The following is a 22,325-nucleotide window of genomic DNA, read 5'->3' on the forward strand; positions in this document are numbered from 1 at the left end:
TCCTCGGTGCTTTCCAGGTTCCCGCTCTCGCGGTTTCCTTTCCGGCGGTTCCGACTCTATCAGATCCTTTCGGCGTCTGACTCCCAGTCAGGGGGTTTGCCTTCCCGGCCGTTGGGCCGTTCCGACGAGTGAGACTTTAGCGGATTCCCGGCCCCCGAGCTAATCGGGGCCTGCGTCCTTTCGAACGCGGATTCCACATTTCGCAAATACGCACGCCAATACAGTCGACGCCAGGGCATCGATTGATGGGTGGTGCTTGCGGAATGGCTGTCCGGGGACCGACCGGAGTCGGCGCTCACGTCGGACAACTCGGAGAACACTACGTATGGGCCGGGGGCGTGTCAACTCGAGCCCGGAGGGCACCCCTGAGGCGTATGCTCGGGAACATGACTACGCGTACGTGCACCCAGCTCTGGTGGGCCGCCTGACGGCGGCCGTACACACGTATGCACTCAACGGCCGCCGCTTCGGCGGCCGTTCTCGTATCTCCTCCAGGACTCCGGGGGCCGGCCGCAGGAGCGGCGGTCTCGACCAGGAGGTGGAGTGGAGATGACGCGGGCCTTCAGCGGGATCCAGCCGACCGGGCATCTGACCCTGGGGAACTACCTGGGCGCCATGCGGCGCTGGGCGGCGGTGGACCAGCACCGGGCGGACTCGCTGTTCTGTGTGGTTGACCTGCACGCGCTGACCGTGGAGCACGATCCGGCGCGGGTGAGCAGGCTCAGTCGCCAGACGGCGACGCTGCTGCTGGCCTCGGGGCTCGACCCCGAGGTGTGCACCGTGTTCCTGCAGAGCCATGTCGACGAGCACACGAGGTTGTCGTATCTGCTGGAGTGCGTGGCGTCCGACGGTGAGATGCGGCGGATGATCCAGTACAAGGAGAAGTCCGCGCGGGAGCGGGAGCGCGGCGGGAGCGTGCGGGTGTCGCTGCTGACGTATCCGGTGCTGATGGCGGCGGACATCCTGGCGTACGGCGCGGACGAGGTGCCGGTCGGGGACGACCAGGTGCAGCACGTGGAACTGACGCGGGACCTGGCGGTGCGGTTCAACCAGCGGTACGGGCACACGTTCGTGATGCCACGGGCGACGCTTCCGGGGGTGGCGGCTCGGGTGATGAACCTGCAGGACCCGACCTCGAAGATGGGGAAGTCGGACGACTCGGGTGCGGGGGTCGTCTATCTGCTGGACGAGCCGGACGTGGTGCGGAAGAAGGTCATGCGGGCGGTGACCGACAGCGGGCGGGAGGTCGAGTACGACCGGGAGGCGCGGCCGGGGGTCGCCAATCTGCTGGAGATCCTCGCTGCGTGCACGGGTGGGAACCCCGAGGGCTTGGCCGGTGTATATGAGTCGTACGGCGCCTTGAAGAAGGACACCGCGGAGGCTGTGGTGGAGGTCCTCAGGCCCGTGCAGGCCAGGCACAGGGAGCTGTGCACGGATCCTGCCTATGTGGAGGGGGTGCTGCGGGATGGTGCGGAGAAGGCTCGGGCGATGGCCCGGCCGACCGTCGATGCCGCGTATCGGGCGATCGGGCTGCTGCCGCCGGTGTTCGAGACGGATCTGAGCGTGGCCGGCCGCTAGGGAGTTAGAGCGCCCGGTGTGTGCGAAGGCGGGCGGCCGGTCCGGTGTCGAGCGGGCGTCGCCCCCCGGTATCGGGCCGGTCCCTGTCAATCGTTCCGGCCTGCCTCAGTCCCTCCTGGGGCTTGCCTCAGTCCTTCTTGCCGGAGGCGAGTTCGCGGCTGCGGTCGCGGGCGGCTTCCAGGGCGGCGATGAGGGCTGCTCGTACGCCGTGGTTCTCCAGCTCGCGGATGGCGTTGATGGTCGTCCCGGCCGGGGAGGTGACGTTCTCCCGGAGCTTGACGGGGTGCTCGCCGCTGTCGCGGAGCATCACCGCGGCGCCGATAGCGGACTGGACGATGAGGTCATGGGCCTTGTCGCGGGGCAGCCCGAGCAGGATGCCGGCGTCGGTCATGGCCTCGACCAGGTAGAAGAAGTAGGCCGGGCCGGAGCCGGAGAGGGCGGTGCAGGCGTCCTGCTGGCTCTCCGGGACGCGCAGGGTCTTGCCGACGGCGCCGAAGATCTCCTCGGCGTGGGCGAGGTGCTCGGCGGTGGCGTGGCTGCCGGCGGAGATGACCGACATGGCCTCGTCGACGAGGGCGGGGGTGTTGGTCATGACACGGACGACCGGAGTGCCTGCGGCCAGGCGCTCCTCGAAGAAGGAGGTGGGGATGCCCGCGGCGCCGCTGATGACCAGGCGGTCCGCGGGGACGTGCGGGGCGAGTTCGTCCAGGAGGGTGCCCATGTCCTGCGGCTTGACCGTGAGGATCAGGGTGTCGGCGGTCTTGGCGGCCTCGGTGTTGCTGACCGGGGTGACTCCGTGGCGGGTGCGGAGTTCTTCGGCGCGTTCGGGGCGGCGGGCGGTGACCAGGAGGTCGGCGGGGGCCCAGCCGGCCCGGATCATTCCGCTGAGCAGGGCTTCGCCGATCTTGCCGGTGCCGAGGACTGCGACTTTCTGGCTCATGCAGTTCATCCTCGCACCGGTCAGGAGGGGTGCGGGTCCGTTGTCCGGTGGGCGGACGTCCGCCCACCGGCCGTTCGGGGGCTCACGCGGTCCGGCGTCGCAAGGTCGCCGCCCCCAGCACCAGCACCAGCACCGCGCAGCCCGCCACGATCAGGACGTCCCTCACGAACGTGGCTGTCATGTCGGTGTGGTGGAGGACCTCGTTCATGCCGTCGACGGCGTACGACATCGGCAGGGCGTCGGAGATGGCCTTGAGGACGGGGTGCATGTCGGAGCGAGGAGTGAACAGGCCGCAGAGGAGGAGCTGGGGAAAGATCACCGCGGGCATGAACTGGACCGCCTGGAATTCCGAGGCCGCGAAGGCCGAGACGAACAGACCGAGGGCCGTGCCGAGCAGTGCGTCGAGGAGGGCGACGAGCAGGAGCAACCAGGGGGAGCCGGTGACGTCGAGGCCGAGCAGCCAGACCGCGAGGCCGGTGGCGAGTGCCGACTGGACGACGGCGAGGGCGCCGAACGCGAGGGCGTAGCCCGCGATGACGTCGGCCTTGCCGAGGGGCATGGCGAGGAGGCGTTCCAGGGTGCCGGAGGTGCGTTCGCGCAGGGTGGCGATGGAGGTGACCAGGAACATCGTGATCAGCGGGAAGATCCCGAGCAGGGAGGCGCCGATGTTGTCGAAGGTGCGGGGGCTGGCGTCGAAGACGTAGCGCAGCAGGATCAGCATCAGGCACGGGATGAGGATCAGCAGCGCGATGGTGCGTGGGTCGTGGCGGAGCTGGCGCAGGACCCGGGCGGCCGTGGCGGTGGTGCGGGCGGTGCTGAAGGCGCCGGCGGGTGCGGCGGTGTGCGCGGGGGTGGTCGTGCTCATCGGGTGCTCTCCTTGGTGCGGCCCGCCGTGCCGGCCTGGTCGACGAGGTACAGGAAGGCTGTCTCGACCGTGCCGGTGCCGGTGCGGGTGCGCAGGGCGTCCGGGGTGTCGTCGGCGAGGATCTCGCCCTCGCGCATGAGCAGGAGGCGGTCGCAGCGCTCGGCCTCGTCCATGACGTGGGAGGAGACGAGGAGGGTGGTGCCGCGGGTGGCGGCGAGATCGTGGAAGAGGGTCCACAGGTCCCGGCGCAGGACGGGGTCGAGGCCGACGGTCGGCTCGTCCAGGACGAGGAGTTCGGGGGTGCCGAGGAGGGCGACGGCCAGGGAGACGCGGTTGCGCTGGCCGCCGGAGAGGTTGCCGGCAAGGGCGTCGGCATGGCTGGTGAGGTCGACGTCGGCGATGGCCTGGGTGACGTGCTGGGAGCGGCGTTCGGCGGCTGCGCGGCCTGGGTCGAGGATCGCGGCGAAGTACTCGAGGTTCTGGCGGACGGTCAGGTCGTCGTAGACGGAAGGGGCTTGGGTGACGTAGCCGATGCGGCTGCGGAGGGTGGGGTGGCCGGCCGGGCGGCCGAGGACGTTCAGGGTGCCGGTGACCTTGGCCTGGGTGCCGACCAGGGAGCGCATGAGGGTCGACTTGCCGCAGCCGGACGGGCCGAGGAGGCCGGTGATCTGGCCGCGGGGGACGGTGAAGCGGAGGTGATGCAGGACGGTGCGGGGGCCGCGGACGACGGTGAGGTCTTCGGCGTGGACGGCCGGGGCGGGGGCCGGGTGTGGCGGGTCCGGCGCATAATTCATCATGCGATGAATAATCTGGCTGGAGGGCGTGGCCGTCAAGAGGGGGAGCGGCGTTCCTGCCGACCGCGGTGCCATGTCGCCCGACGGGCAGGCCGGCGTGCTCGCGCGAGCGGCCGTGGGCATGCGGGAGCGGCGGCCGGGCCGTAGCCCGACCGCCGCTCACTGGGCGCGAAAAGCGAGGTAAGGATGTGGTGCCGAGGTCGGGGTTCGGTGGCGAGGTCAGGGTTTGGTGGCGGCGAGCAGCAGCACGTCGTACGTCTCCTCGACGATGCCGTCCGGGAAGACGTTCAGCAGGTGGTCGCGCTCCTCGCTCAAGAAGGCGGTCCTGCGTTCCTCGGGCGTCACGAGGAGGAGGGAATGGCTGCCGATGTTGGCCAGGTGGGTGTCGATCGGCACCCGGCGGCTCCAGCGGACCCGGCGGCGGGTGAAGTCGAGACGGCCGCTGGGGTCGGCCCGCTCCATGCGCTCCACGGCGCCCCGCTTCTCTGCGGCGATGTCCACGCCGAAGAAGCGGGCGGCGCGCTCGGTGGCCGCGGCGATCCAGTCGACGTCGAGGGCGTCGGTGTTCCACCACAGCGCCAGCGCGCCGCCCGGCCGCAGCACCCGCAGTGCCTCCGGCACCGAGCGGGCCGGGTCGGTCCAGTGCCAGGCCTGGGCGTAGGTGAGGAAATCGGCGTGGGCGTCGGCGACGGGGAGGGCGTTGCCGTTGCCCCGGACGATCGGGATGTGGGGCAGGCCGCGGCGGAACTCGGCGGCCATGCCGTCGCCGGGTTCGACCGCGAGGACATCGGCGCCCCGGGCGTGCAGGAGGGCGGTGGCGATGCCGGTACCGGCGCCGACGTCCACGACCTTGGCACCGGACAGGGATCGGCCGGCCGCTTCCTCGACGGCGTCGAGAAGGGCGGCCGGATAGGAGGGGCGGTTGGCGGCGTACTGGGCGGCGGCGGAATCGAAGGAGCGGGCGCGCAAGGCGTGGGAGGCGGGCGGGTCGGTGGGCGGCTGCATGGTGGTCATGCGGCCATGGTGGTCGCAGAGTGGCGGGAAGGGACAGCGACTTGTTACCGGCGCCGCTTCTTCTTCGAGGGGTTGCCGGTGCGGCGGGTGGTGCGGCGTTCGTGTTCCTCGCGGGCCTTCTCGTACTCCGCGCGGTGCAGCTTCTCGCCCGGGGCCTCGGTGAGGGAGCGGAAGAAGTAGGCGAGGAGGGAGCCGACGAAGCCGATGGCGAGCAGGCCGCGCAGGGAGGCCTGGCGCTGGGGGTCGTGGCGCTTGCCGAAGCCGTCCCAGGTGTTGCGGAAGGCGAGTGCGCTGCAGATCGCGAACATGGCGATGACCAGCACGGTCACGAAGGAGCCGGTGTCGGCGATCCGGATGCCGTCGTAGGCGAAGCGCAGCACCAGGCAGGAGACGACGGCCGCGGCCAGGGAGCCGACGGCGACGCCGGCGCGGCGGGCCGCGTAGCCGTTGTCGTGGTGCACCCAGGAGGTGCCGAAGAAGCGCAGGGGCTCCGGGCGGGGACCGCCGCTTAGGGCTGCGCCGCCTGGGGAGCCCGCCGGGGTGTCCGGGGTGCCGGTTTCGTCGCTCACGGGACGATTATGGCGCCGGGCGGAGACGGACCCCCCAGCGGGTGCGGGCCCCCAGCGAGCTTCCCGGGGGATGCGGGCCCCCAGGCAGTGCGGGCTCCCCCGGGATGCGGACCCCGAGGGGGTGCCGGCTCCTCAGGGGGCCCGGCCCGGCGGGCGGTCAGAGGGAGCAGCGCGCCGCGATGTAGCCGTCGCTGCCCGTCTGGACGTAGGCGTCGGAGACGTACTCGCCGTTGTCGATGTTGTCCCAGATCTTCGTGGTGCCGTACGGGCCGGTCACCGTCGTGCCCGGCGTCTGGCAGTAGATCGGGACCTTGGCGCCCTCGGGCAGGGCGTACAGGATGTTGTAGCTGGTGCCCGGGCCGCTGCGGACGTTCAGGCGGACGCCGGGCGCGACCGAGTAGTAGCGCAGGGCCGCGGTCGTGGTCGCCGCCGTCAGGCTCTCGGCCTCGTCGGTGCTGTGGACGCCTTCGGCACGGTCGACAGACATGTGAAACCTCCCCCGTTGACCCCATGACTGCCATGGGGTCCCGTTGATTCCCTTGCGACGCGCCATGAAACACCCCGGCGCGACTCGCACGCAGACGCTAGCAAGCCGCCTCTGTCTCGTACGAGTCATCGACTAGGCTCCGTGCGTCGCGCGCGCGGACATCAGCACGGGGGTGGTCCATGACGCCACAGCGCAACATCGGAGCGGGCGCGGAAGCGGAACTTCCCGAGTACGCCGGTCACTACCGCCTGGAGTCGTGTCTGGGGTCCGGTGGGATGGGTGTGGTGCACCTGGCCCGGAGCACCTCGGGGATGCGGCTCGCGGTGAAGGTCGTACACGCCGAGTTCGCCAGGGACCCCGAGTTCAGGGGACGTTTCCGGCAGGAGGTGGCCGCCGCTCGGCGGGTCAGCGGCGCCTTCACCGCGTCCGTCGTGGACGCCGACCCCGAGGCCGAACGGCCCTGGATGGCCACGTTGTTCATTCCCGGGCCGACCCTTTCCGAGCATGTGAAGCGGAACGGGCCCATGGCTCCGGAGCAGTTGCGGCGGCTGATGGCCGGGCTCGCGGAGGCGCTGCGCGACATCCATCGGGTCGGGGTCGTGCACCGGGATCTCAAGCCGAGCAACGTCCTGCTCGCCGAGGACGGGCCGAAGGTCATCGACTTCGGCATCTCCCGGCCCAAGGACAGTGAACTGCGGACCGAGACCGGCAAGTTGATCGGTACGCCGCCGTTCATGGCGCCCGAGCAGTTCCGGCGGCCGCGGGAGGTGGGGCCGGCGGCGGACATCTTCGCGCTCGGGTCCGTGATGGTGCACGCGGCGACCGGGCGGGGGCCGTTCGACTCCGACAGCCCGTACGTCGTCGCGTACCAGGTCGTGCACGACGAACCCGATCTGACCGGCGTGCCGGAGAGTCTCGGGCCGCTCGTGCTGCGCTGTCTCGCCAAGGATCCGGCGGACCGCCCGACTCCGGACGAGTTGATGCGGGAGCTGCGGTCGGTGGCGGCCTCCTACGACACCCAGGCGTTCATACCGGCGCAGCGGACGGGCGAGGACCCGGCTCGGGAGCCCAGCGGCGAGCAGGGCGCGGGCGAGCGTGCCCGGCGGCCGGTGCGCGAGCGCCTGGGCAAGAAGGCGGCGCTCGTGTTCGGTGGGCTCGGTCTCGTCGTGTCCGGTGCGTTCGCCTCCGTGCAGTTCCCCGGCGGGGACGGCCCCGCAACGCCCGAGGGGACCAGCCCTCGTACCGCGGCGGCCGCCTTCAGCGCCTGGCAGGCCGGGCCGGTGGGCGAGGGGGCAGGGATGCCTCAATGCTCGTCCGCGCTGGACACCTTGTTCTGTGCGCGGCCCGGGGTGGTCTTCGCCCTCTCCCCCACCGACGGAACGCTGCTGTGGCGGCGCTCCGTGGCCGCGGAGTCCACGAGCGGGCCGCCGGTCGTCTCGGGCGGTCTGGTGCAGCCGTACACCGGCGGTGGCTCGCGGCTGGCCGCGCTCGACCCCGCCTCCGGCAGGGACGTCTGGAAGCGGCGGCTGCCGGCCGGCACGATGATCCGGTACGTGGGCGGCACGGCTCTGCTCAGCAGCCCCGACGGGACGGTCACCGGGGTGGACGGTGCCACCGGTGACACCAAGTGGCGTCGCACGTTCCCGGGGCAGGGCGTGCCGTCCTTCGCCTCCTTCGAGGGCGCCTCACTGGCGTACGCGACCAGCATGGCCGCCGACGGATCGAGCACGCGCGTGACCGCCGTCGACCCGCGCACGGGCGATGTCCGGTGGGACGCCCGCCTCGACGGCCGGCTGAAGCCCTTCGGCGCCGCGGACGGCTCGGTCTTCTTCCTCGCCGTGGACAGCGTCTACGGCGAGACGAAGGCCGTCGTCCGTTACAGCCCCGGCTCCGGGGCGACGCGCCGAGTGACCCTGCCCGTGGCGCTCGCCGGTGCCCACGCCACCGTGCGCGGGAAAATCGTTCATCTCCTGGCCGCCGGCGGCCTCCTCGAGGCGGTGGACATGACGACCGGGAAGCAGCTGTGGCGTCTGGAGACGTCCGTGAGCCGCGGGTCGACGCCGGTCGCGGACGGCGAGCACGTCTGTTTCACCGCCAGTGACGGCCGGCTGCTCGCCGTCGACGCGGCCGAAGGGACGCTCGTCGGGCAGACCCGGGCACGTCTGGGGGCGAACGCGACCGAGGTCACGGGAGCACCCGCCCAACCCGTGATCACCGGCCGCCACGTCTACGCCACCGCCCCCGACGGCACCGTCTTCGCCCTGGACGGGCGGGACCCCTCGGCCTGGTGAGACGGCGAAGGGGCCGCCCCCGGTGGGAGCGGCCCCGTTCGCGGGTACCGGGTCAGCCCAGCTTGCTCACATCGCGCACGGCGCCCTTGTCCGCGCTGGTCGCCATCGCGGCGTAGGCCCGGAGGGCGGCGGAGACCTTGCGGTCGCGGTTCTTCGGGGCGTAGACGCCGTTCAGAGCCTGCTCGCGGCGCGCGAGTTCCGCCTCGTCGACCAGCAGCTCGATGGTGCGGCCCGGGATGTCGATGCGGATGCGGTCGCCGTCCTGGACGAGGGCGATGGTGCCGCCGGAGGCCGCTTCGGGGGAGGCGTGGCCGATGGACAGGCCCGACGTGCCGCCGGAGAAGCGTCCGTCGGTGATCAGCGCGCAGGTCTTGCCGAGGCCGCGGCCCTTCAGGTACGAGGTCGGGTAGAGCATCTCCTGCATGCCGGGACCGCCCTTGGGGCCCTCGTAGCGGATGACGACGACGTCGCCGTCCTTGACCTCCTGGGTGAGGATCCGCTGGACGGCCTCCTCCTGGGACTCGCAGACCACCGCCGGGCCCTCGAAGGTCCAGATCGACTCGTCCACGCCGGCCGTCTTGACGACGCAGCCGTCGACCGCCAGGTTGCCCCTGAGGACCGCGAGGCCGCCGTCCTTGGAGTACGCGTGCTCGACGGAGCGGATGCAGCCGTTCTCGGCGTCGTCGTCCAGGGCCTCCCAGCGCTCGGACTGGGAGAACGCCTCGGCGGAGCGGACGCAGCCGGGGGCCGCGTGCCACAGCTCCACGGCCTCGGGGGAGGGGGAGCCGCCGCGGACGTCCCAGGTCTTCAGCCAGTCCGAGAGGGAGGGGCTGTGGACGGCGTGGACGTCCTCGTTGAGGAGGCCGGCGCGGTGCAGTTCGCCGAGCAGGGCGGGGATGCCGCCGGCGCGGTGCACGTCCTCCATGTAGTACGTGCGGTTCTTGGCCACGTTGGGCGCGACCTTGGCGAGGCAGGGGACGCGACGGGAGACGGCGTCGATCTGCTCCAGGCCGAAGGGGACGCCCGCCTCCTGGGCCGCGGCCAGCAGGTGCAGGATCGTGTTGGTGGAGCCGCCCATCGCGATGTCCAGGGCCATGGCGTTCTCGAACGCCTGGAAGGTGGCGATGTTGAGCGGGAGGACCGTGTCGTCGTCCTGCTCGTAGTAGCGGCGGGTGAGGTCCATGACCGTGCGGGCCGCGTCGACGTAGAGCTGCTTGCGCGCGGTGTGGGTGGCGAGGACCGAGCCGTTGCCGGGCAGCGAGAGGCCGATGGCCTCGGTCAGGCAGTTCATCGAGTTGGCGGTGAACATGCCGGAACACGAGCCGCAGGTCGGACAGGCGTTCTCCTCGATACGGAGGATGTCCTCGTCCGAGATCTTGTCGTTCACGGCGTCGGAGATCGCGTCGACCAGGTCGAGCGTGCGGACCGTGCCGTCGACCAGGGTGGCCCGGCCGGACTCCATGGGGCCGCCGGAGACGAAGACCGTCGGGATGTTCAGCCGAAGGGCGGCCATCAGCATGCCCGGGGTGATCTTGTCGCAGTTGGAGATGCAGACGAGTGCGTCGGCGCAGTGGGCCTCGACCATGTACTCCACCGAGTCCGCGATCAGGTCGCGGGAGGGGAGGCTGTACAGCATGCCGCCGTGGCCCATCGCGATGCCGTCGTCCACGGCGATCGTGTTGAACTCGCGCGGGATGCCACCCGCCTCCTTGATCGCCTCGCTGACGATCCGGCCGACCGGCTGCAGGTGGGTGTGGCCCGGCACGAACTCGGTGAAGGAGTTCGCGACGGCGATGATCGGCTTCCGGCCGATGTCCGCACCGGGTACACCGGAGGCGCGCATAAGGGCGCGGGCGCCCGCCATGTTGCGGCCGTGGGTGACTGTGCGGGACCTCAGCTCGGGCATCGTCGCTCGCTCCTTCTAAGACCATCTGCCAGAAGACCATCTGCCAGAGTTCTGGCTTCCTCCGAGACTACGCCGCCGCTCCAACCGGTGGACACGGCTGTCCGGAATGCGGGACGCGTGTTCCACGGATCGCCGTGCTCAGGGGTTTGTCAGGTGCCCCTGCACGACGGGGGCGACGCGCGCGATGATCTGCTCCAGGTCCGCGGACGCCAGCGGCTCCAGCTTGATCACGTAGCGCATCATCGCCGTCCCCACGAGCTGCGCGGCCGCCAGCTCGGCGCGCAGTTCCGCGTCCGGCAGGTCCAGCTGGGCGGCGATGCGGCGCAGCAGCTGGGCGGCGACGAGGCGGCGGAAGACGGCGGTGGCGGTCTCGTTGTTCACGGCGGACCGGAGGATCGCGAGGAGGGGCGTACGGGTCGTGGGGTTGTCCCAGACGCCGAAGACGAAGCGGGTCAGCCGCTCCCCCACGCCGTCCAGCGGGCCGTCGGCCAGCGCGTTCGGCGCGTCCAGCGCGGGCGCGAAGGCGACCTCGACGGCGGCCTCGAAGACCTGTTCCTTGGTGCCGAAATAGTGGTGGACGAGCGCCGAGTCCACACCGGCCGCCTTGGCGATCCCGCGTACGGACGTCTTCTCGTACCCGCGTTGGGAGAACTCCTCGCGGGCCGCGGTGAGGATGCGGTCGCGGGTGTCGGCGGACTCGGCGCGCGGGGGCCGGCCACGGCGACGCGCCTTGGGCTCCTTCGCCGCCGGGGGGTTCGCCGCCGGCGGCGTGATCTCGCTCATGGCCGGGGCACCCGCACCGTCGAGGCCAGGTGCTTGCGCGTGAATTCCAGGGCCTCGGCGAGGTCGGCCTCGCGTTCGGCGCCGGACATCGCCCGCCGGGTGTTGACCTCGATGACGACATGGCCGTCGAACCCGGTGAGGGAGAGGCGCTCCAGCAGCTCGGCGCAGGGCTGGGTGCCGCGGCCGGGTACGAGGTGCTCGTCCTTGGCCGAGCCCCGGCCGTCGGCGAGGTGGACGTGGCCGAGGCGGTCGCCCATGCGGTCGATCATGTCCAGGGCGTCGGTGCGGGCCGTCGCCGTGTGGCTGAGGTCGATCGTGAAGTGGCGGTAGTCGTGCTGGGTGACGTCCCAGTCGGGGGCGTAGGCGAGCATCTCGCGGTCGCGGTACCGCCAGGGGTACATGTTCTCGACGGCGAACCGTACGTCCGTCTCGTTCGCCATCCGCCAGATCCCGTCGACGAAGTCCCGGGCGTACTGCCGCTGCCAGCGGAAGGGCGGGTGCACGACGACGGTGGAGGCGCCCAGTTTCTCCGCGGCCGCCCGGGCGCGCTGGAGCTTGACCCAGGGGTCGGTGGACCAGACCCGCTGGGTGATCAGCAGGCAGGGGGCGTGGACGGCCAGGATCGGGATGCCGTGGTAGTCCGACAGTCGGCGCAGCGCCTCGATGTCCTGGCTGACCGGGTCGGTCCACACCATGACCTCGACGCCGTCGTAGCCGAGGCGCGCGGCGATCTCGAAGGCGGTCGCCGTTGACTCCGGGTACACGGAGGCCGTCGACAGGGCGACACGCACGTCCCTTGGTTCAGCCACGTCCGTCACCTTACGGGGTTCGACCGTGAGGGTGTTGAGTACCTCTTCGCCGTTGTGAGGTTTGCCATGCGGGCGGGTGCGTGGTGGTCTCCCGCGCCCGCGCCCGCGCGGCGCAGCCGCACAGCGCCACAGCCCCGCCGCCCCCGGGGTCGCTAATCGGATCCCATGTGATCAAGGCGCCGCAGGATCACGCCCTCGCGCAGCGCCCAGGGGCATATCTCCAGGCTCTCCACGCCGAAGAGGTCCATCGCGCCCTCGGCCACCAGGGCGCCGGCGAGGAGCTGGCTCGCCCTGCCGTCCGAGACTCCGGGGAGTTCCGAGCGCTGTTCCGTGGTCATGCCGGCCAGCCGCGGGACCCAGGCCTCCAGGGACTCGCGCTTGAGTTCGCGCTGGACGTAGAGGCCCTCGGCGCTGCGGGCGGCGCCGGCTATGCGGGCGAGCTGCCTGAAGGTCTTGGACGTGCCGACCACGTGGTCGGGGGCGCCGAAGCGGCTGAATTCGCCGACCGTGCGGGCGATCTCCGCGCGCACATGGCGGCGCAGCGCGCGGACGTCCTCCGGATCGGGCGGGTCACCGGGCAGCCGGCCGGCGGTGAGGCGGCCTGCGCCCAGCGGGAGGGAGACGGCCGCGTCCGGCTCCTCGTCCATGCCGTAGGCGATCTCCAGGGAGCCGCCGCCGATGTCCAGGACCAGCAGTTTCCCGGCGGACCAGCCGAACCAGCGACGGACCGCGAGGAAGGTGAGCCGGGCCTCTTCCTCGCCGGTGAGCACCTGGAGCCGTACACCGGTCTCGGCCTCCACGCGCGCGAGGACGTCGTCGGCGTTGCCGGCCTCCCGTACGGCGGAGGTGGCGAAGGGCAGCACATTTTCGACGCCCTTGTCCTCGGCGGCCTGGAGCGCGTCCCGTACGACGGCGATCAGCTTGTCGATGCCTTCGTCGCCGATGGCACCGCTGTCGTCGAGGAGCTGGGCGAGTCGGAGTTCGACCTTGTGCGAATGCGCGGGCAGCGGGCACGCGCCGGGGTGGGCGTCCACCACCAGCAGATGCACCGTGTTCGAACCCACGTCCAGGACACCGAGTCTCATGTACGGAACGCTACTGCCCGAACGTCCCTGCTCGGCCCCCGGAGTGGGCCCGGGCCACTTACCCTGGACAGGTGCCAAAGACGAAAAAGGCGAACTCCGGTAAATCGGATAAGGCGGACAAGGTTCGCAAGGGCGCCAAAGCATCCAAGGGGCCGAAGGTGAGCGACGAGAAGGGGCTCGACTTCGCGCGCGCCTGGGTGGAGTTCCCTGATCCGGCGGACGACGAGCAGGTCTTCCGCTGCGATCTGACATGGCTGACCTCTCGCTGGAACTGCATCTTCGGCAGCGGCTGCCAGGGCATCGAGGCGGGCCGCGCGGACGACGGGTGCTGCACGCTGGGTGCCCACTTCTCCGACGAGGACGACGAGAAGCGGGTCGCCGAGCATGTGGCCCGGCTCACCCCGGACATCTGGCAGCACCACGACGAGGGCACGCGGAACGGGTGGGTCTCGCAGGACGAGGAGGGGTCCCGGCAGACGCGGCCCTTCCAGGGGTCCTGCATCTTCCAGAACCGTCCCGGATTCGCGGGCGGCATGGGCTGCTCGCTGCACATCCTCGCCCTGAAGGAGGGCCGGGAGCCGCTGGAGACCAAACCGGACGTGTGCTGGCAGCTGCCGATCCGGCGGACGTACGACTGGATCGACCGGCCGGACGACACGCGCGTGCTGCAGGTGTCCATCGGCGAGTACGACCGCCGGGGTTGGGGTCCGGGCGGCCACGACCTGCACTGGTGGTGCACGTCGGCGACCTCGGCGCACGGCGCGGGCGAGCCGGTGTACGTCTCCTACCGGGCCGAGCTGACCGAGCTGATGGGCAAGGCCGGCTACGACCGCCTGGTCGAGCTGTGCGAACAGCGCCTGGCGTCGCAGCTGCCGCTGGTGGCTCCGCACCCGGCCGATCCGGCGCCGTAGCTCCACGGGACGACGCCGACCGAAAGGCAGGCCGCCCGAGGGGTGGCCGCCGTGACGCGTGGTGCGGTGCGGGCTGAAGGGCAGATTCGCTCCACTGCCCCGGGTGACGAACGCCCCTTCGCCCCGCCGCGACACCGCTTGCCTGGCGTTTCGTCCTGGTGCCCGGCGCTCCGGCCGTCCCGGCGTGGAACGGATCTGCCGACCGCCGCGGGCCGCCACGGCCTGCTGCGTACCGTCCCCTTCGCACGTCGCTTCCCGTCGCACTTCGCTTCCCCTCGCGCTCCGGGCCCTAGCTGTCCGACGGGCTCGGAGTCTCGGTGTCGCTCGGTGTCGGTGTGGGTGTCGGGGAGTCGGACGGCGGTGGGTCGGTGGGGGTCGTGGGTGAAGGGGAGGGCGGCGGGGACTGGCTGGTCGGCGGGTCGGTGGGGGGTGTGCTGGACGGCGTCGGGTCGGGGTCGGCGGACGACGGGAGGGGCGTGGGGCGGCTCGGCGCGGTGCCGTAGCCGTCGATGGTGACCACGGCCCCGGCCGGGGAGATCGCCACCTGTGCGTGCCAGTGGCCGGAGGGCTCGCGCAGATGGTCGACGTACAGCTTGATCGTCAACGTCTCGCCGGGTTCCAGGGTTCCCGAGGACTGGCTGAAGTAGAGCCAGGCCGCCGAGGTGGACGCGGACCAGCGCACCGGCGCGGAACCCGACGCGGTGAGGGTGATCAGCGTGGTGTCGCCGTCGTTGGCCGCGCTGACCGCGAGCTGGCCGGCGCCCTTCTCACCGCTGCCGGAGACGCTCACGACCTCCACGGAGACGTCCGGCTTGCCGTTCTTGCCGGTCCGGGCCCCGGGCTTCACGCTGGCGTTGCCCGCGTTCTCGTAGCCGCCCGCCGCATCGGTGCCGAGCGTGTCGGGCCCCTGTGCCTCGCGCGCGGTGGCGGAGTGGCCGTCCTCGCCACCCGCCGGAGCCCCCCGGTAGGCGGCCCACAGGGCGAGCACGGGGGCAGCGACGACCGTGGCGACGACGGTCGTCGTGACGGCACGCGCGCGGAGGCGGTCGCGGCGGGCCGCGCGGTCCTTGGGGTCCATCGGGAAGCCACGCCGGTCGAAGCGGGGTGCGGCGGCGCCCCGCACGCGTGCGTGGTGGGCGAGGGCCGTGTGCAGGGCCGCACGGGGGGCCTCCAGGACGGGCAGCTCGGCCGGAGTGACCGTGGCGCCGGGCCAGTGGCCGGGGACGGCGCGCTCGGCGGTGCGGCGGCAGCGCGGACAGTCGTCGACGTGCCGGACCAGCTCGCGGCGCAGCGCGGTGCTGAGGACCAGCCGGCTGTCCCCGGTGAGGTGGGCCACGCTCGGACAGCCGCCGGTCTCGACGACGGCGAGGGCCGCGCGGGTGCGCTCGACCTCGCAGGCGGCCGCGGCGAGCAGCTCGCGCGCGGCGGCGGGTGGCATGCCGAGGACGGCGGCGACCTCATGGGCGGCGAGGTGGTGGCGGACGGCGAGTTCCAGTGCCTCGCGCTGCTCGGGGGTCGTGCCGGCCGCCTCCGGCCAGGCCAGCAGGGCCAGTTCGCGGCGCCGCCGGTCCTGGACCTCGGGGTCGACGGACGACTCGGGGACCGCTCTGCCGGCGGCGGTACGGCCCGCCGCGTGGGTGGCCTGACGTTTCTGCTTGGCCTCGGCCAGCTTGCGCAGGCACGCCCAGCGGGCCAGCGCGTACAGCCAGGCCCTGCGGTCGGCCGGGGCCTCCGGGACGCGGTGGCCGCGCCGCTCGGCCAGGGCGAGGACGTCACCGAGGGCCGCGGTGGCCGCGTCGTGCTCGCACAGCACCGACAGACAGTAGGTGAACAGACCGTCCAAGTACGGTTCGTAGCGCGCCGGCGGCCGCTGGGCGACGGTGCGCGCGGCGGCGCGATCACGCGCCTCCCGGTGCACCCGGTGCGCGCCTGTGGTGCGGGTCGTGGTCTCCGGGCTGCTGCTCATCACCCGTGCGACCGTAGGCGGCGGCGGAGTGCCCCTTCTGGAACCTTGAGCACTTTTAATCCGTACGGGTGAAACGATCCCTCAATAGGGGACAGGAGCCCTTTGTTCCGCGGCCGGTTCCCGACGGGTGGTGGCCGATACCGGATCACCCACACGCGGCCCCCGGTCCCGTTGTCAGTGCCGCGGGCTACGGTTTCCGCATGGCTGCCCGTACCAAGACCACCAAGGACCGCCCGTCCTACCGCTGCACCGAGTGCGGCTGGCAGACGGCCAAGTGGCTCGGCCGCTGCCCGGAATGCCAGGCCTGGGGCACGGTCGAGGAGTACGGCGCGCCCGCGGTCCGTACGACGGCACCGGGCCGCGTGACCAGCTCCGCGCTGCCCATCGGCCAGGTGGACGGCCGCCAGGCCACCGCCCGCACGACCGGCGTGCCCGAGCTGGACCGGGTGCTCGGCGGCGGCCTCGTACCCGGCGCGGTGGTGCTCCTCGCCGGCGAGCCCGGCGTCGGCAAGTCCACCCTGCTGCTGGACGTGGCCGCCAAGTCCGCCTCCTCCGAGCACCGCACCCTGTATGTCACCGGTGAGGAGTCGGCGAGCCAGGTGCGGCTGCGCGCCGACCGCATCGGCGCCCTCGACGACCATCTGTATCTGGCCGCCGAGACCGATCTGTCCGCCGTCCTCGGCCACTTGGACGAGGTCAAGCCGTCCCTTCTGATCCTGGACTCCGTGCAGACGGTGGCCTCCCCGGAGATCGAGGGCGCACCCGGCGGCATGGCCCAGGTCCGGGAGGTCGCCGGCGCCCTCATCCGCGCCTCCAAGGAACGCGGCATGTCCACGCTCCTGGTGGGCCATGTCACCAAGGACGGCGCCATCGCGGGCCCCCGCCTGCTGGAGCACCTGGTGGACGTCGTCCTGCACTTCGAGGGCGACCGCCACGCGCGCCTGCGCCTGGTGCGGGGCGTGAAGAACCGCTACGGCGCGACCGACGAGGTCGGCTGCTTCGAACTGCACGACGAGGGCATCACGGGCCTCGCGGACCCCAGCGGACTTTTCCTGACACGCCGTGCCGAACCGGTCCCGGGCACCTGCCTGACCGTCACCCTGGAGGGCCGCCGCCCGCTGGTGGCCGAGGTGCAGGCGCTGACCGTCGACTCCCAGATCCCCTCCCCGCGCCGCACCACCTCGGGCCTGGAGACCTCGCGCGTGTCGATGATGCTGGCTGTCCTGGAGCAGCGGGGCCGGATCAGCGCGCTCGGCAAGCGGGACATCTACTCCGCGACGGTCGGCGGCGTGAAGCTGTCGGAACCGGCCGCCGACCTCGCCATCGCCCTGGCGCTCGCCTCCGCCGCCAGTGACACCCCGCTGCCGAAGAACCTGGTGGCGATCGGCGAGGTGGGCCTCGCGGGCGAGGTCAGACGGGTCACGGGCGTGCAGCGCAGGCTCGCCGAGGCGCATCGGCTGGGCTTCACGCACGCGCTCGTGCCGACCGATCCGGGCAAGGTGCCGGCCGGCATGAAGGTCCTGGAAGTCGCCGACATGGGGGACGCGCTCCGGGTGCTGCCGCGCTCCCGTCGCCGAGAGGCCCCGCGGGAGGCGGAAGAGCGCCGGTAGACTTTGCGCAGGTCTCGCCCGTCCGTACGAACCGAGTGCGGGCCGGGAGCGCGTCAGAACCTGCGACCGGAGGAGTGCAGTGGCAGCCAACGACCGGGCAGCAGCTCCCGGAAAGTCCGGTGGGAGTGCCGGTTCCGATGGCCTGATGCGCGCCTCGCTGAGCGCCGTGGCTCCGGGCACCGCCCTGCGCGACGGCCTGGAGCGGGTCCTCCGTGGCAACACCGGCGGCCTCATCGTCCTCGGCTCCGACAAGACGGTCGAGGCGATGTGCACGGGCGGTTTCGTCCTGGACGTCGAGTTCACGGCCACCCGGCTGCGGGAGCTGTGCAAGCTGGACGGCGGCATCGTGCTGTCGTCGGACCTGTCGAAGATCCTGCGCGCCGGTGTCCAGCTGGTGCCGGACCCGACGATCCCCACCGAGGAGACGGGCACGCGGCACCGCACGGCGGACCGGGTGAGCAAGCAGGTCGGCTTCCCGGTGGTCTCCGTCTCCCAGTCGATGCGGCTGATCGCCCTGTACGTGGACGGTCAGCGCCGTGTCCTGGAGGACTCCGCCGCGATCCTCTCCCGCGCGAACCAGGCCCTGGCCACGCTGGAGCGGTACAAGCTCCGCCTGGACGAGGTCGCGGGCACGCTGTCGGCGCTGGAGATCGAGGACCTGGTGACGGTCCGGGACGTGTCCGCGGTCGCGCAGCGCCTGGAGATGGTCCGCCGCATCGCCACCGAAATCGCCGAATACGTGGTCGAACTGGGCACCGACGGGCGTCTTCTCGCCCTCCAGCTGGAGGAGTTGATCGCCGGGGTCGAGCCCGACCGCGAGCTGGTCGTCCGGGACTATGTCCCCGAGCCGACGGCGAAGCGCTCCCGCACGGTCGAGGAGGCGCTGTCCGAGCTGGACGCCCTGACCCACGCGGAGCTGCTCGAACTCGGCACGGTGGCGCGGGCGCTCGGCTACACCGGCTCTCCCGAGACCCTCGACTCGGCGGTGTCCCCGCGGGGTTTCCGGCTCCTCGCGAAGGTTCCGCGCCTTCCGGGCGCGATCATCGACCGCCTGGTGGAACACTTCGGCGGGCTGCAGAAGCTGCTCGCCGCGAGTGTGGACGACCTGCAGACCGTGGACGGCGTGGGGGAGGCGCGGGCGAGGAGCGTACGGGAGGGCCTGTCGCGCCTGGCCGAGTCCTCCATCCTGGAGCGGTACGTCTGAGTTCGGGGCGGGCGCCTACCGGCTCGGGCACCGCGAGCTGTGGCGGCCGCGGGCCCGTGGGGGCTCATCGCGCAGGTCCACCGGCGCCTTCGGGGCGCTCCCGCAACCGCGGGCAATCGTCAGTCCGGTCGGTCCCGTCAGTCCGCCGACAGCACGAACGACGTCTGCGCCTTCGCGAAGCCCGGCGTCTTGGCCTCCAACAGGTACGTACCGGCCTTCGCCGAACCCCCGGCGGGCGTCGCGCACTGCGGAGCGCTCGGCTTGCGGTCCCACTTCACCGCGTACGTGATGCTCTGCCCTGCCGGCACCCGGTACACCAGGCTCCCCGCGCCCTTGGGGCAGTCGGCCGACGACCAGAACGCGTCGTCCCCGTCCGCCGGCGTGATCGTCAGCACCGCGCTCTTCGGCCCGAGGTCGACCTTGCAGTCGACGGAGGACGCGTTCTTCACGGTGAGTTCGAAGGTCGGCGTCTGGTCCGGCGAGTAGGAGTTGTGCAGGCTGCGCAGGCCGAACGTCACCGCGCTGGAGGTGCAGTCGGACAGCGTGGAGGACGCCGGGATCGTGTCTGCCGTACCGACGTCGCCGCCTCCGGAGCCCGATCCCGAGCCACCGCCCGCCCCGGCGGACCCGGACGGGCCGGCAGACCCCGATGAGCCGTCGCCCGAGCCGCCGGTGCCGCCGGAGGCGGAACCGCTGCCACCGGAGTCTCCGCCGCCCGACTCGTCGCGTCCGCCCGGGCGTTGGCTGATCGCGGAACCGGACGGGCTCGGCCCCGGCGTGATGGTGTGCGTGGGGTTCTTGCCGTCGGATCCGTCGGCGTTCTTCTTCCCGCCCCCGCCGCCGGCGGTGACGATCCACGTGATCAGGAGCGCCAACAGGGCGACCGCGGACAGCAGTACGACCCTCCGACGCCAGTAGATGGTGGAGGGAAGCGGCCCGACCGGATTGCGCAGAGATCCCACGGCGCAAACTGTACGAGAGATCGCGACGCTTGCCCGCCCCACCCGCCGCGCGCACACCAACTTTTCCGGATCATCATCTTGGTAACTGCCGTCAACCGCATGCTTCTTCACTCACCGCCACGCTCGGTGACCGCGCGGTCACCCACCCGGCCCGCCAAGCCGTGGCAGGATCGGAAGGCCATGACTGAGAAGCTTCACGCCCCCGTGATCGCCTGGTTCGACGCCCACGCCCGCGACCTCCCCTGGCGCCGCCCGGAGGCGGGCCCGTGGGGTGTGATGGTCAGCGAGTTCATGCTCCAGCAGACCCCGGTCAGCCGGGTCCTGCCCGTCTATGAGCAGTGGCTGGCCCGCTGGCCGCGCCCCGCCGACCTCGCGAAGGAGGCTCCGGGCGAGGCGGTGCGCGCCTGGGGCCGGCTCGGCTACCCGCGCCGGGCCCTGCGGCTGCACGGCGCCGCGACCGCCATAACGGAACGGCACGGCGGGGACGTACCGACGGATCACGCACAGCTGCTGGCGTTGCCCGGGATCGGTGAGTACACGGCCGCGGCCGTCGCCTCCTTCGCGTACGGGCAGCGGTATCCGGTCCTGGACACCAATGTCCGCAGGGTCTTCGCGCGGGCGGTGAGCGGTGTGCAGTACCCGCCGAACGCGACCACCGCCGCCGAACGGCGTCTGGCCCGGGAACTGCTGCCGGAGGACGAGCGGACCGCCGCCCGGTGGGCCGCCGCCTCCATGGAACTGGGCGCGCTGGTGTGCACGGCGAAGAACGAGGGCTGCCAGCGGTGCCCGATCGCCGCGCAGTGCGCCTGGCGGCTCGCGGGCAAGCCGGAGCACGCGGGGCCGCCCCGGCGTGGGCAGACGTACGCCGGCACGGACCGGCAGGTGCGCGGCAAGCTGCTCGCCGTGCTGCGGGAGGCGCACGCGCCGGTGCCGCAGGCGGTGCTGGACCGGGTGTGGCACGAGCCGGTGCAGCGCGCCCGCGCGCTCGACGGACTGGTCGCGGACGGTCTGGTGGAGCCGCTGCCGGGCAGTCTGTACCGGCTGCCGCTCGGCTGACGGGTGGCCGTGTGACGGCCGGCGGCCGGCCAAGTGACGGTCGCCGGGGGCCCGTTACCAGACGTCCGGGCCAACAAAGCACACCATAAGCGGACATAACGACCGTTCGCCCTACCCCGTTCCTCCTTCCGTTACACAACCGACGGATAGCCGATTGCTAGCCGCAGGCTGGTCCGCACAGCCCCGTGACAACCGCTCCGTAGCTTCATTTCCGTGCCCGGCAGACCACGCGGCACGGGGACAGCAGGGCTTCGGGCGCGAGCCGGAGCCGACGGGGAACGGAGGCGGTTGATCATGGCGCAGGGTGAGGTGCTCGAATTCGAGGAGTACGTCCGCACCCGGCAGGACGCGCTGCTGCGCAGCGCACGCCGACTGGTACCCGACCCCGTCGACGCCCAGGACCTGCTGCAGACCGCGCTCGTGCGGACGTACGGCCGCTGGGAGGGCATCGCCGACAAGCGGCTCGCCGACGCCTACCTGCGTCGCGTCATGATCAACACCCGCACCGAGTGGTGGCGGGCGCGCAAGCTGGAGGAGGTCCCGACCGAGCAGCTGCCGGACGCCTCCGTGGAGGACTCCACCGAGCAGCACGCCGACCGGGCCCTGTTGATGGACATCATGAAAGTGCTCGCACCGAAGCAGCGCAGTGTCGTGGTGCTGCGACACTGGGAGCAGATGTCCACGGAGGAGACGGCCGCCGCCCTCGGCATGTCGGCCGGTACGGTCAAGAGCACGCTGCACCGGGCGCTCGCCCGGCTCCGCGAGGAGCTGGAGGCCCGCGATCTGGACGCACGCGCGCTGGAGCGTGAGGAGCGGGAGCGTTGCGCGGCCTGACCTGGGCCGGGCCTGACCAGGTCCGAGGCAGTTCATTGGCGGTGATCGCGGCGGTGGCCTCGATCACCGCCCTCAGCCTTTTCGTCGCCGCGTGCGGCACGGGGGGCACGGGGGCCAGGGACGAGGGCCCGGCCCACGCGTCGGCGGTGGCGGGAGCCATCGCCTCGCCCAGCCCGAGCCCCTCCGGCAGCCACCGGCGGGTGGACGCGGTCGGGCTGGTCAAGAAGGACCCGACGGTCTCCGCGACGGTGAAGCGGGAGCTGAAGCCGTGCAGCGGCGACGACTACCCGGTCGACGTCTCCTACGGCGACCTGACCGGCGGATCCGTCGACGACGTCGTCGTCAACGTGGTGACCTGCGGCGACTGGGTGGGCATCGGCACGTACGTGTACCGGGACGTCGGAGGCACGTACAGGAATGTGTTCAAGGCGGAGGAGTCGCCGGTCTACTCGGAGATCGACGGCACCGACCTGACCGTGACCAAGCAGGTGTACGACACCGACGATCCGGTCTCGAACCCGTCCAGGGAGACCGTGATCACGTACCGGTGGAGAGCGGGCCGGTTCGCCCGGATGAGCAGCCACGAGACCGACTACAGCAAGGTCGGCGGCGACGCGACGCCCGCGCCCGACAACTGACCCCCACGCACACCCCGAGGACA

The 22,325-nt window shown here is 71.9% G+C and carries 20 protein-coding genes; 8 read left to right on the plus strand and 12 right to left on the minus strand.

Annotated elements, in window-relative coordinates; translation table 11 throughout:
* Nucleotides 1-549 precede the first annotated feature (549 nt).
* Nucleotides 550-1,578 carry a tryptophan--tRNA ligase gene (gene trpS / locus ACGFRF_RS39100; protein WP_393748578.1) on the plus strand — a complete coding sequence of 343 codons (1,029 nt, stop codon included), beginning with the start codon at nucleotides 550-552 and terminating at the stop codon, nucleotides 1,576-1,578.
* 127 nt (nucleotides 1,579-1,705) lie between these two features.
* Here trpS and proC read toward each other — a convergent pair whose 3' ends face one another.
* The 6 genes from proC to ACGFRF_RS39130 form a co-directional block, all read right to left on the minus strand.
* Nucleotides 1,706-2,518, minus strand: coding sequence for a pyrroline-5-carboxylate reductase (gene proC, locus ACGFRF_RS39105; RefSeq protein ID WP_393748472.1), 813 nt, complete (start codon nucleotides 2,516-2,518; stop codon nucleotides 1,706-1,708).
* A gap of 82 nt (nucleotides 2,519-2,600) precedes the next feature.
* Complete coding sequence (locus tag ACGFRF_RS39110; RefSeq protein WP_393748474.1) at nucleotides 2,601-3,383, minus strand: ABC transporter permease; 783 nt, start codon at nucleotides 3,381-3,383, stop codon at nucleotides 2,601-2,603.
* Nucleotides 3,380-4,180 (minus strand): ABC transporter ATP-binding protein, encoded by an 801-nt coding sequence (locus ACGFRF_RS39115; RefSeq protein WP_393748476.1) that lies wholly within the window; start codon nucleotides 4,178-4,180, stop codon nucleotides 3,380-3,382. The genes ACGFRF_RS39110 and ACGFRF_RS39115 overlap by 4 nt, the downstream gene beginning before the upstream one ends.
* Nucleotides 4,181-4,396: 216 nt before the next feature.
* On the minus strand, nucleotides 4,397-5,191 hold the full coding sequence (locus tag ACGFRF_RS39120) for a class I SAM-dependent methyltransferase (protein ID WP_393748478.1): 795 nt from the start codon (nucleotides 5,189-5,191) through the stop codon (nucleotides 4,397-4,399).
* A 44-nt stretch (nucleotides 5,192-5,235) separates the two neighbouring features.
* Nucleotides 5,236-5,760: an EamA/RhaT family transporter gene (locus tag ACGFRF_RS39125; RefSeq protein WP_393748480.1), complete on the minus strand. Its 525-nt coding sequence runs from the start codon at nucleotides 5,758-5,760 to the stop codon at nucleotides 5,236-5,238.
* A gap of 157 nt (nucleotides 5,761-5,917) precedes the next feature.
* Entirely contained in the window at nucleotides 5,918-6,247 is a 330-nt protein-coding gene (locus ACGFRF_RS39130) for an SH3 domain-containing protein (protein ID WP_393748482.1), read from the minus strand.
* A gap of 179 nt (nucleotides 6,248-6,426) precedes the next feature.
* Between ACGFRF_RS39130 and ACGFRF_RS39135 the strand changes: the two genes are divergently transcribed.
* On the plus strand, nucleotides 6,427-8,538 hold the full coding sequence (locus ACGFRF_RS39135; RefSeq protein WP_393748484.1) for a serine/threonine-protein kinase: 2,112 nt from the start codon (nucleotides 6,427-6,429) through the stop codon (nucleotides 8,536-8,538).
* A 52-nt stretch (nucleotides 8,539-8,590) separates the two neighbouring features.
* Here ACGFRF_RS39135 and ilvD read toward each other — a convergent pair whose 3' ends face one another.
* The 4 genes from ilvD to ACGFRF_RS39155 form a co-directional block, all read right to left on the minus strand.
* A complete protein-coding gene (gene ilvD / locus ACGFRF_RS39140; protein ID WP_393748486.1) occupies nucleotides 8,591-10,444 on the minus strand; it encodes a dihydroxy-acid dehydratase in 1,854 nt (617 codons plus the stop codon).
* A 138-nt stretch (nucleotides 10,445-10,582) separates the two neighbouring features.
* Nucleotides 10,583-11,227: a TetR family transcriptional regulator gene (locus ACGFRF_RS39145; RefSeq protein ID WP_393748488.1), complete on the minus strand. Its 645-nt coding sequence runs from the start codon at nucleotides 11,225-11,227 to the stop codon at nucleotides 10,583-10,585.
* Nucleotides 11,224-12,036 carry a sugar phosphate isomerase/epimerase family protein gene (locus tag ACGFRF_RS39150; RefSeq protein WP_393748490.1) on the minus strand — a complete coding sequence of 271 codons (813 nt, stop codon included), beginning with the start codon at nucleotides 12,034-12,036 and terminating at the stop codon, nucleotides 11,224-11,226. Before ACGFRF_RS39150 ends, ACGFRF_RS39145 begins: the two co-directional genes overlap by 4 nt.
* A 152-nt stretch (nucleotides 12,037-12,188) precedes the next feature.
* Nucleotides 12,189-13,121, minus strand: a complete 933-nt coding sequence (locus tag ACGFRF_RS39155) for a Ppx/GppA family phosphatase (RefSeq protein WP_393748492.1) — start codon at nucleotides 13,119-13,121, stop codon at nucleotides 12,189-12,191.
* Between the two features lie 71 nt (nucleotides 13,122-13,192).
* On the opposite strand from ACGFRF_RS39155, the gene ACGFRF_RS39160 reads away from it, so the two are divergent.
* On the plus strand, nucleotides 13,193-14,032 hold the full coding sequence (locus tag ACGFRF_RS39160) for a hypothetical protein (RefSeq protein ID WP_393748494.1): 840 nt from the start codon (nucleotides 13,193-13,195) through the stop codon (nucleotides 14,030-14,032).
* A 289-nt stretch (nucleotides 14,033-14,321) separates the two neighbouring features.
* On the opposite strand, the gene ACGFRF_RS39165 is transcribed toward ACGFRF_RS39160, so the two are convergent.
* Nucleotides 14,322-15,998 (minus strand): hypothetical protein, encoded by a 1,677-nt coding sequence (locus tag ACGFRF_RS39165; RefSeq protein WP_393748496.1) that lies wholly within the window; start codon nucleotides 15,996-15,998, stop codon nucleotides 14,322-14,324.
* A gap of 200 nt (nucleotides 15,999-16,198) precedes the next feature.
* On the opposite strand from ACGFRF_RS39165, the gene radA reads away from it, so the two are divergent.
* Nucleotides 16,199-17,608, plus strand: coding sequence for a DNA repair protein RadA (radA, locus tag ACGFRF_RS39170; protein WP_393748498.1), 1,410 nt, complete (start codon nucleotides 16,199-16,201; stop codon nucleotides 17,606-17,608).
* A 79-nt stretch (nucleotides 17,609-17,687) separates the two neighbouring features.
* On the plus strand, nucleotides 17,688-18,812 hold the full coding sequence (gene disA / locus ACGFRF_RS39175) for a DNA integrity scanning diadenylate cyclase DisA (RefSeq protein WP_067052714.1): 1,125 nt from the start codon (nucleotides 17,688-17,690) through the stop codon (nucleotides 18,810-18,812).
* A 137-nt stretch (nucleotides 18,813-18,949) separates the two neighbouring features.
* Here the strand turns inward: disA and ACGFRF_RS39180 are convergent, their stop codons facing one another.
* Nucleotides 18,950-19,774 (minus strand): hypothetical protein, encoded by an 825-nt coding sequence (locus tag ACGFRF_RS39180; protein WP_393748500.1) that lies wholly within the window; start codon nucleotides 19,772-19,774, stop codon nucleotides 18,950-18,952.
* A 180-nt stretch (nucleotides 19,775-19,954) separates the two neighbouring features.
* Here ACGFRF_RS39180 and ACGFRF_RS39185 point away from each other — a divergent pair, with 180 nt between their 5' ends.
* From ACGFRF_RS39185 to ACGFRF_RS39195, 3 genes are all read left to right on the plus strand, one after another.
* Nucleotides 19,955-20,830 (plus strand): A/G-specific adenine glycosylase, encoded by an 876-nt coding sequence (locus ACGFRF_RS39185; RefSeq protein ID WP_393748502.1) that lies wholly within the window; start codon nucleotides 19,955-19,957, stop codon nucleotides 20,828-20,830.
* A gap of 294 nt (nucleotides 20,831-21,124) precedes the next feature.
* Nucleotides 21,125-21,664, plus strand: a complete 540-nt coding sequence (locus ACGFRF_RS39190) for a SigE family RNA polymerase sigma factor (RefSeq protein ID WP_030177423.1) — start codon at nucleotides 21,125-21,127, stop codon at nucleotides 21,662-21,664.
* Nucleotides 21,652-22,302: a hypothetical protein gene (locus ACGFRF_RS39195; RefSeq protein WP_393748504.1), complete on the plus strand. Its 651-nt coding sequence runs from the start codon at nucleotides 21,652-21,654 to the stop codon at nucleotides 22,300-22,302. The genes ACGFRF_RS39190 and ACGFRF_RS39195 overlap by 13 nt, the downstream gene beginning before the upstream one ends.
* Nucleotides 22,303-22,325: the final 23 nt, after the last annotated feature.

The organism is Streptomyces sp. NPDC048521, assembly GCF_043199855.1.
GTDB lineage: Bacteria > Actinomycetota > Actinomycetes > Streptomycetales > Streptomycetaceae > Streptomyces.